The sequence below is a fragment of the Streptomyces sp. NH27 genome (assembly GCF_056859195.1).
On the sequence record NZ_JACEGK010000340.1, the window covers coordinates 1 to 8,612 of the forward strand.

An 8,612-nucleotide genomic window follows, 5' to 3' on the forward strand; every position below is an offset into this window, starting at 1 on the left:
GCGTAGAGGTGGGTGGGGGTGCCGACGAGGTCGGTGACGATGGCGAAGAACTTGCGGTCGATCTCGTCCTGGTCGGATTCGGCGGCCAGTTGCTCGTTCTGGGCGATGGGGTGCAGGCCGCGGTAGTCCCAGGTGAGGGTGTAGGGCCCGGGCAGATGGGGGCCGTTGGCGGTCTGCTCGACCAGGGTGTGGCCGTGCCAGGTGAAGTCGGTCCGCTCCTGGACCGTCAGAGGGTCGCGGTCGAGCAGGTGGGAGGCCGGTGGAGTCGGTGATGGCGGTCGGACGGCCGCGCCCGTCGTACGTACGCACCAACCTGATGGCATTGGGTGCGCCTCGACGCGAAGCTCCGGGGGCGGAACTGCGCGATCGGCCACGCACCAGGTCGTAGGGTCCGGGGAGGACATGGACCGGGCAGACGGGACGGATACGGCGTGCGACTCACCATCCTCGGCGGAGGCGGCTTCCGGGTGCCCCTGGTCTTCCGGGCCCTCCAAAGCGACCCCACGGTCTCGGAGCTCGTGCTGCACGACACGGACCCCCTGCGGCTGCGCGTCATCGCGAAAGTGCTGGCCGAGCAGGCGACAGCGGAGCACCCCGGACCGCGCGTCCGGGTGGAGACGGACCTGGACGCGGCGCTGCGCGGCGCGGACTTCGTGTTCTCGGCGATGCGCGTCGGCGGCACCGAGGGCCGGGTCCGCGACGAGCAGATCCCGCTGGCCGAGGGCGTCCTCGGCCAGGAGACCGTCGGCGCGGGCGGCATCCTGTACGGCCTGCGCACCATCCCGGTCGCCCTGCACGTCGCGACCCGGGTCCGCGCGGTGGCCCCGTCCGCGTGGGTGATCAACTTCACCAACCCCGCGGGGATGGTGACGGAGGCGATGACCCGCGTGCTGGGCCCGCGCGTGATCGGCATCTGCGACTCGCCGGTGGGGCTGGTCCGGCGGGCCGCACGCGCGGCGGGCGCGGACCCGGACGCGCCGGGCTTCTCGTACGACTACGTCGGCCTGAACCACCTCGGCTGGCTGCGCGGACTCGCCCTGGACGGAAGGGAGTTGCTGCCGGGGCTGCTCGCGGACCCGGTGGCGCTCGGCTCGTTCGAGGAGGGGCGGCTGTTCGGCGCGGAGTGGCTGGCGGCACTGGGCTCGCTGCCCAACGAGTACCTGCACTACTACTACTTCCAGCGCGAGGCGCTGGCCGCGGTGCGGTCGGCGGACGCGACCCGGGGGGAGTTCCTGCACCGCCGGCAGTCGGAGTTCTTCGCGGCGGCTGACCGCGCGGGCGGGGGCCGTACCGGCGAGGCGGGCGTCACGGGTGGTACGGGCGCGACCGGCGGCGGCCCGTCCGCGTACGACCTGTGGGAACGCGCCCGGTTGGAGCGCGAGGAGACCTACATGGCCGAGAACCGTGCGGCCACCGGCGGCTGGCAGCGCGACCCGCACGACCTGGACGGCGGCGGCTACGACAAGGTGGCGCTCGCCTTGATGCGGGCCATCGCCCGGGACGAGCGCACCGTGCTGATCCTCAACGTGCCGGGCAGCGGGGCGGTTTCGGCGCTGGACCCGGACGCGGTGGTCGAAGTGCCCTGCGAGGTGGGGGCGTTCGGGGCCCGGCCGCTGCCGGCGGCGGCGCCCGACGAGCACCAGGCCGGGCTGATGCTGGCGCTGAAATCGGTGGAGCGGGCGGCGATCGAGGCGGCGACCACCGGTTCGCGGGCGGCGGCGCTGCGCGCGCTGGTGCGGCATCCGCTGGTCGACTCCGCGGCGGCGGCGAGCCGTATCCTCACCGCCGCGAACTGGTGAGAACCGGCGGAACCCGGCCCGCACGTCTCTGAACTGCGGGTTAACGCAACGGAAACCGCAGCTGAACCCATGTTGCGTCGCCACGCGCGTAGACGCGCCTTGACCTGCTCGGATGCCGGGGTCTACATTCCGCCGCATCATCGAGCCTTGAAGGAGCACCGCCATGCCCCGTGCCCGTCTGTCCCTGCGTACCCGCGCGCTGGCCGTCACCGCCACCGCGGTGACGCTGGGCGCCACGTTCTACGGCGTCGGCGTCGCGACCGCGGACAACTCCGCACCGCGCAGCGACAAGCAGATCCCCAATCTCACCAACGTCGTCGACGAGATCAAGGCGTACTACGGCGACACCGTCGACGCTTCGGGCGAGCACCAGGCGTCCCCGACCAGCAACTACGCCCAGCAGGTCGCCGGGATCGAGGCGAAGGCGAAGTCCTACCTGGCGCAAGCGGCCACCAGCGGCCACGGCAACGGGAAGGGTCACGGCAAGGGCCACGGCAAGAGCGGGAAGCCCGCGATCGTGCTCGACGTCGACGACACCAGCCTGCTGACGTACAACTACGAGCTGGAGGTGGGCTTCAACTACACCCCGGCAAGCAACCAGGCGTACCTGGACACCAAGAACATGCCGCCGGTCTTCGGCATCGACACCCTCGTCAACTGGGCCGCCTCGAAGGGCATCACGGTCTTCTGGATCACCGGCCGCCCGGAGGCGCAGCGCGCCGACACCGTGCGGAACCTGACCGCGGAAGGCTTCAAGGCGCCCTCCGACACCCCGCACCTGTACCTGAAGAACACGGCCACCCCGCCGTCGTACCTGCCGTGCGGCGCGACCTGCTCGACCATCGAGTACAAGTCCGGCACCCGGGCGCACATCGAGTCGCTGGGCTACGACATCGTCGGCAACTTCGGCGACCAGTACAGCGACCTGGAGGGCGGGCACGCGGACAGGTCGTTCAAGCTGCCGAACCCGATGTACTACCTGCCGTAGGGCTTGCAGCGGGGATTGCCGTAGGGCTTGCCGTAGGGCTTGAAGTACGCCGCTAGTGACGGCGTTTGGGCACCGGGACGCGCATCAGGTCGTGGGCGACGGTGAGTTCGCCGGTGAAGCCCGCCGCGCGGGCCTGGTGCCCGAAGTCGTCCGGGTCGGGGTAGCGCTGCGAGAAGTGGGTGAGCACCAGGTGCCGCACACCCGCTTCCGCGGCCACCCGGCCCGCCTGGCCCGCGGTCAGATGGCCGAACTCCTCGGCGATCCCGGCGTCCTGGTCGAGGAACGTGGACTCGATCACCAACATGTCGCATCCGGCGGCCAGTTCGGGCACCGCCGGGCACATCCGGGTGTCCATCACGAACGCGAACGACTGCCCCGCGCGCGGCTCACTGACCTGATCCATCGTCACTCCGCGTAGCTCGCCGTCGCGTTGCAGCCGGCCGATGTCCGGGCCGGCGATACCGTGTGCGGCCAGCCGCTCCGGCAGCATCCGCCGTCCGTCCGGCTCGTCCAGCCGGTAGCCGTACGCCTCGACCGGGTGGGACAACCGCCGTGCCGACAGCGTGAGTTCCGCGGTGACCGCGATCGGGCCGTCCGCGTCGAGCGGCTGCTCGCGCAGGTCGGCGGTCTCGCGGTACGCGGTGGCGTACCGCAGCCGGTCGAAGTACCGCTGCCCGCCGGCCGGGTAGTGCGCGGTGATCGGGTGCGGCACCCGGTCCAGGTTGATCCGCTGCACCACCCCGGCCAGGCCCAGGCTGTGGTCGCCGTGGAAGTGCGTGACGCAGATCCGGGTCAGGTCGTGCGCGGCGAGCCCGGCGTGCACCATCTGCCGCTGGGTGCCGTCGCCGGGGTCGAAGAGGATGCCCTCGCTGTCCCAGCGCAGCACGTAGCCGTTGTGGTTGCGCTGCCGGGTCGGCACCTGGCTGGCGGTGCCGAGTACGACGAGTTCGCGGGGTGACATGGCGCTGGTGTCCGTACGGTCGCGGGTCGGGGCCCTTACGGGGCCATTTCGGGGCCCTTTACGTCGCCGGGTGCCCGGCTCACGGGCGCCCGGCTCAGACCAGCCGCTGGAGGTCGCGGCCGCCCAGCACGTGGGCGTGCGCGTGGAAGACGGTCTGGCCCGCACCCGGGCCGGTGTTGAACACGATCCGGTAGCCGGTGTCGACCACGTTCTCCCGCGCGGCCACCTCGCCGGCCTCCCGCAGCACGTCCGCGGCGGCGGCCGGGTCGCCCGCGGCCAGCTCGGCCGCGTTCGCGTAGTGCACCCGCGGGATCACCAGCACATGGGTGGGCGCCTGCGGGTTGATGTCCCGGAACGCGATGGTGGTCTCCGTCTCCCGCACCACCGTCGCCGGGATGTCCCCGGCCACGATCTTGCAGAACAGGCAGTCCGGCTGCGCTTCTCCCGCCACCGCGGCACCCCTTGCTCTTCCGCTTGTCCGTCCGCCGGCCGGCGCGATCCGCCGGCCCGCACCCGGCATCGTATCGGCCCGCGCGGGCCGAAGCCCTTAAGGGCAGGGGTCCACCGTGTGGGGGATGGCCGCCGCGGAGGGGGCGAGGCATCGTGGGGGGATGGAACGCTTCCGGAGGAACTGGGGTGTTGGGGTGGCGGGAGCCGCCCTGGTGATGGCGACGGTCGCGGCGTGCGATCCCGTGGACGGGCTGAGCAGCTCCAACGTCTCGGTGAGCACCGACCAGTTGGCCACCAAGACGCTCAAGCAGGACCACATCAAGGTGCAGTGGCTGTCGTGCAGTGCGACCGAGGACAAGCAGGACCCGAAGGTCGACTGCGTGGGCCGCACGAACGACCAGCGGAAGATCACGGTGAAGGGGGATGTGACCCGGCAGTCGAACCTCACATGTGTCCAGGGCCACCTGACCGCGGTGGTGGGCGGCCGGACGGTGTTCGACGTGCACGGGCTCGGCCTGTGCTGACCCGGGGAGGATGGAGCCGCGCGATGAACGCCGGTCCGCGGAACAGCCGCGCGACGAAAGCCGGTCCACGGAACAGCGGCGCGGTGAACGCCGTTCCGGGACGGTCCGATTCCCGCATCGGTTCCGCTTGGTACCGAGGAGCACTGCTCAGCGCAGTTGATCGTGGTTAGGCTGGCATCGTGACGCAGTCCTCGCTCTCCGCGCGCCCTTCGGGCCCTGTTCGCCCCGCACATCACCCCTCGTATCTGAGGAGCCCGCACCCGCACGGCGACCTGGTCGTCTTCACCGCCGAGGACGACGTGTGGGTCGCGCCGCTCGATGGCGGCCGGGCCTGGCGGGTCAGCGCGGACAACATGCCGGTCCGGCGACCGCGGATCTCCCCGGACGGCGTGTCGGTGGCGTGGACCTCCACCCGTGACGGCGCGCCCGAAGTGCACGTGGCGGACCTGGCCGGCGGACCCTCGCGGCGGCTCACCTACTGGGGCAACGCCCGTACCGAGGTGCGGACTTGGACGCCGGAGGGCGAGCTGGTGGTGATGACCACGGCCGGCGAGGCGTCGATCCGCCGCACCTGGGCGCACCAACTGCCGCTGGACGGCGGCCCCGCGCGGAAGCTGCCGCTCGGCCCGCTCGGCGACCTCGCCTACGGGCCGGACGGCGCCTTGCTGCTCCAGTCGGTGACGATGGGGCGCGAGGCGGCGTACTGGAAGGGCTACCGCGGCGGCACCGCGGGCAAGTTGTGGCTCGACCCCACCGGCGGCGGGGAGTTCGCCCGGCTGCACGAAGGAATCGACGGCAACATCGAGTGCCCGATGTGGGTCGACGGCCGGATCGCGTTCCTCTCCGACCACGAGGGCCAGGGCGCGCTCTACTCCAGCCTCCCCGACGGCGGGGACCTGCGCCGCCACACCCCGCTCGACGGCTTCTACGCCCGGCAGGCCGGCACCGACGGCACCCGGGTCGTGTACACCGCCGGCGGCACCCTCCACCTGCTGGACGGCCTCGGCGAGGACGTGCAGCCGCGCCCGTTGCAGATCGAACTCGGCGGCCAGCGCGCGGACTTGCAGCCCCACCCGATTCGCCCGGCCGCGTATCTGGGCGACGCCCGCCCGGACCACACCGGCCGCGGCAGCGCGGTGGAGGTGCGCGGCACCACGCACTGGGTCACCCACCGCGGCGGCCCCGCCCGGGTGCTGACCGCGCAACCGGGCGTACGCACCCGGCACCCGCGGGTGTTCTCGCAGGGCGACGACCAGTACGTGGTGTGGGTGACCGACGCCGACGGCGACGACGCGCTGGAGATCGCCCCGGCCGTCGGACTGCCGGCCGACACCGCGCCGCGCCGGCTCGCGGCCGGGCGGCTCGGCCGGGTGCACGAGATCGAGGTGTCCCCGGACGGCCACCGGATCGCGGTCGCCTCGCACGACGGGCGGGTGCTGCTGGTCGACACGCAGACCGGCGAGGTGCGCGAGGTACCGACGAGCGACACGGGCACGGCGGAGGGCGACGGCGAGCCGGTACCGGCGCCCGAACCGGCCGGAAACGCCGGCGACGCCGGCGACTTGGCCTTCTCCCCCGACTCCGCCTGGCTGGCCTGGTCCCAGCCCGGACCGGGCTCGCTGCGGCAGATCAAGCTCGCCGCCACCGCGGACCTGACCCTGGTGGAGGCCACCCCGCTGCGCTTCATCGACTTCGCGCCCGCCTTCACCGCCGACGGCCGGCACCTGGCGTTCCTGTCCGAGCGGGCCTTCGACCCGGTCTACGACGCCCACGTGTTCGACCTCTCCTTCCCCAATGCCTGCCGCCCGTACCTGATCACACTCGCCGCCACCACCCCGTCGCCGTTCGGCCCGCAGCGGCACGGCCGCCCGTACGACGACGATGGGGACGACGACGGCGAGCACGGCGACGGCGGCAGCGCGGGCACGGGTACCGGGTCGGGCACGGGCACCGGCGCGGGCTCGGGCGCGGGCGCGGAGCCGGACGTGAGCTCCGCCACCGGCGCGGACGGCGGCTCCGGGACGGGTTCCGACGGCGGTTCCGACAGCGACAACAGCAGCGCCTCCGACAATTCCTCCGACAGCGACAACGGCGGCTCCGACGGCGGCGGTTCGGGCAGGCGCGGCCGCCGGGACCGGCCCCGCGCCACCAAGGTCGACGCGGAGGGCATCGCCGACCGGATCGTGCCCTTCCCCGTCGAGGCCGGCCACTACTCGGGGCTGCGGGCCGCCAAGGGCGGGGTGCTGTGGCTGCGGCACCCGCTGACCGGCACGCTCGGCGCGTCGCTGGCCACGCCCGACGCGGAGCCGCCGGGGACCGTCCTGGAGCGTTACGACCTGCGACAGTTGAAGGTCGAGGAGATCGCCGCCGACGCCGACGACTTCGCGGTCTCCGGCGACGGCTCGAAGGTGCTCGTCACCAGCGGCTCGCGGCTGCGGGTCGGGCCGGCGGACAGCAAGTCCGATGACGACTCGGACAGTTCGGCGAGCATCGACCTCGCCCGGGTCAGGGTCACCGTCCGCCCCGCCGACGAGTGGCGGCAGATGTTCGACGAGACGCACCGGCTCGCCCGCGACCACTTCTGGCGGGCCGACATGGGCGGCCTCGACTGGGACGCGATCGGCGAACGCTACCGCGCGCTGCTGGACCGGGTCGCCACCCACGACGACCTCGTGGACCTGCTGTGGGAGCTGCACGGCGAGCTGCGCACGTCGCACGCGTACGTCTCCCCCGCCGGCGGCTCCGGTGACCCGCGCCGCCGCCAGGGCCTGCTGGGCGCGGACATCTCCCGTGCGGAGGACGGCAGTTGGCGGGTGGACCGGGTGCTGCCCGGCGAGTCCTCCGACCCGCGGGCCCGCTCGCCGCTGGCCGCGCCCGGGGTGGCGGTCCGCGCCGGGGACACCCTCGTCGCGGTCGACGGGCTGCCGGTCGACCCGCTGACCGGCCCCGCGCCGCTGCTGGTGGGCACCGCGGGCAAGCCGGTCGAGCTGACGGTCGCCCCGGCCGCGGGCGGACCGGTCCGGCACGTGGTCGCGGTGCCGCTCTCCGACGAGGAGGCGCTGCGCTACCACGACTGGGTCGCCGACCGGCGCGCCTACGTCCACCGGATCTCCGGCGGGCGGCTCGGCTACCTGCACGTGCCCGACATGGTCAGCAACGGCTGGGCCGAACTCCACCGCGACCTGCGGGTCGAGGTGGCCCGCGAGGGCCTGGTGGTCGACGTCCGCGAGAACCGCGGCGGGCACACCTCGCAGCTCGTGGTGGAGAAGCTGGCCCGCCGGGTCATCGGCTGGGACCTGCCGCGGCACGGCCACCCGTTCAGCTACCCCCAGGACGCCCCGCGCGGTCCCGTGGTGGCGGTCGCCAACGAGTTCTCCGGGTCGGACGGCGACATCGTCAACGCGGCGATCCGCACGCTCGGGATCGGTCCGGTGGTCGGCACCCGTACCTGGGGCGGCGTGATCGGCATCGACAGCCGCTACCAGCTGGTCGACGGCACCTCGGTGACCCAGCCGAAGTACGCGCTCTGGTTCGAGGGGTTCGGGTGGTCCGTGGAGAACCACGGGGTCGACCCCGACGTCGAGGTGATCGTCACCCCGCAGGACCACGCCGCGGCACGCGACCCCCAACTCGACCGCGCCATCGCGATGGCCCTGGAGGCGCTGGCGGAGCACCCGGCGAAGTCGGCTCCCGGCCTTCCCGGCCTTCCCGGCCTTCCCGGCCTTCCCCCCGGCCTTCCCGGCTGAGTGGGGACCTCCCCCGGGTGCCCCTGTCCGCCGTCTCGGGACCATCCCCGAGCGGTGGGCTTGTCGCGCGGTTCCCCGCGCCCCTGAGTCCGACTGAACGCGGCTCCCTCCGCGGCAAGCAGGGAGGAGCCGCAGATACTCAGG

Annotated in this window: 7 protein-coding genes; 4 read left to right on the forward strand and 3 right to left on the reverse strand. The window is 73.1% G+C overall.

All coding sequences use genetic code 11. From position 1 onward, the window contains the following. On the reverse strand, nt 1-323 hold a 323-nt coding region (locus AC13HU_RS24785; protein ID WP_483044150.1), incomplete at its 3' end, for a hypothetical protein. A gap of 108 nt (nt 324-431) precedes the next feature. Between AC13HU_RS24785 and AC13HU_RS24790 the strand changes: the two genes are divergently transcribed. Together AC13HU_RS24790 and AC13HU_RS24795 are read left to right on the forward strand one after the other, a co-directional pair. After that, nucleotides 432-1,799 (forward strand): family 4 glycosyl hydrolase, encoded by a 1,368-nt coding sequence (locus AC13HU_RS24790; RefSeq protein ID WP_483044151.1) that lies wholly within the window; start codon nt 432-434, stop codon nt 1,797-1,799. A gap of 163 nt (nt 1,800-1,962) precedes the next feature. Continuing rightward, entirely contained in the window at nt 1,963-2,787 is an 825-nt protein-coding gene (locus tag AC13HU_RS24795) for an HAD family acid phosphatase (protein ID WP_483044152.1), read from the forward strand. A gap of 52 nt (nt 2,788-2,839) precedes the next feature. On the opposite strand, the gene AC13HU_RS24800 is transcribed toward AC13HU_RS24795, so the two are convergent. Then, nucleotides 2,840-3,748, reverse strand: a complete 909-nt coding sequence (locus tag AC13HU_RS24800) for a ribonuclease Z (protein WP_483044153.1) — start codon at nt 3,746-3,748, stop codon at nt 2,840-2,842. Between the two features lie 94 nt (nt 3,749-3,842). Next, nucleotides 3,843-4,199: a histidine triad nucleotide-binding protein gene (locus tag AC13HU_RS24805; RefSeq protein ID WP_483044154.1), complete on the reverse strand. Its 357-nt coding sequence runs from the start codon at nt 4,197-4,199 to the stop codon at nt 3,843-3,845. A gap of 160 nt (nt 4,200-4,359) precedes the next feature. Here AC13HU_RS24805 and AC13HU_RS24810 point away from each other — a divergent pair, with 160 nt between their 5' ends. Both AC13HU_RS24810 and AC13HU_RS24815 read left to right on the forward strand, forming a co-directional pair. After that, a complete protein-coding gene (locus AC13HU_RS24810; RefSeq protein WP_483044155.1) occupies nt 4,360-4,722 on the forward strand; it encodes a hypothetical protein in 363 nt (120 codons plus the stop codon). 179 nt (nt 4,723-4,901) lie between these two features. Beyond that, complete coding sequence (locus AC13HU_RS24815; protein WP_483044156.1) at nt 4,902-8,468, forward strand: S41 family peptidase; 3,567 nt, start codon at nt 4,902-4,904, stop codon at nt 8,466-8,468. The last annotated feature ends 144 nt before the right edge of the window (nt 8,469-8,612 follow it).

What these genes read in the sequence shown, in the direction of transcription:
- AC13HU_RS24810 (WP_483044155.1), top strand. Translation starts at nt 4,360, where the DNA reads ATGGAACGCTTCCGGAGGAACTGGGGTGTTGGGGTGGCGGGAGCCGCC.
- AC13HU_RS24795 (WP_483044152.1), top strand. Translation starts at nt 1,963, where the DNA reads ATGCCCCGTGCCCGTCTGTCCCTGCGTACCCGCGCGCTGGCCGTCACC.
- AC13HU_RS24800 (WP_483044153.1), bottom strand. Translation starts at nt 3,748, where the DNA reads ATGTCACCCCGCGAACTCGTCGTACTCGGCACCGCCAGCCAGGTGCCG.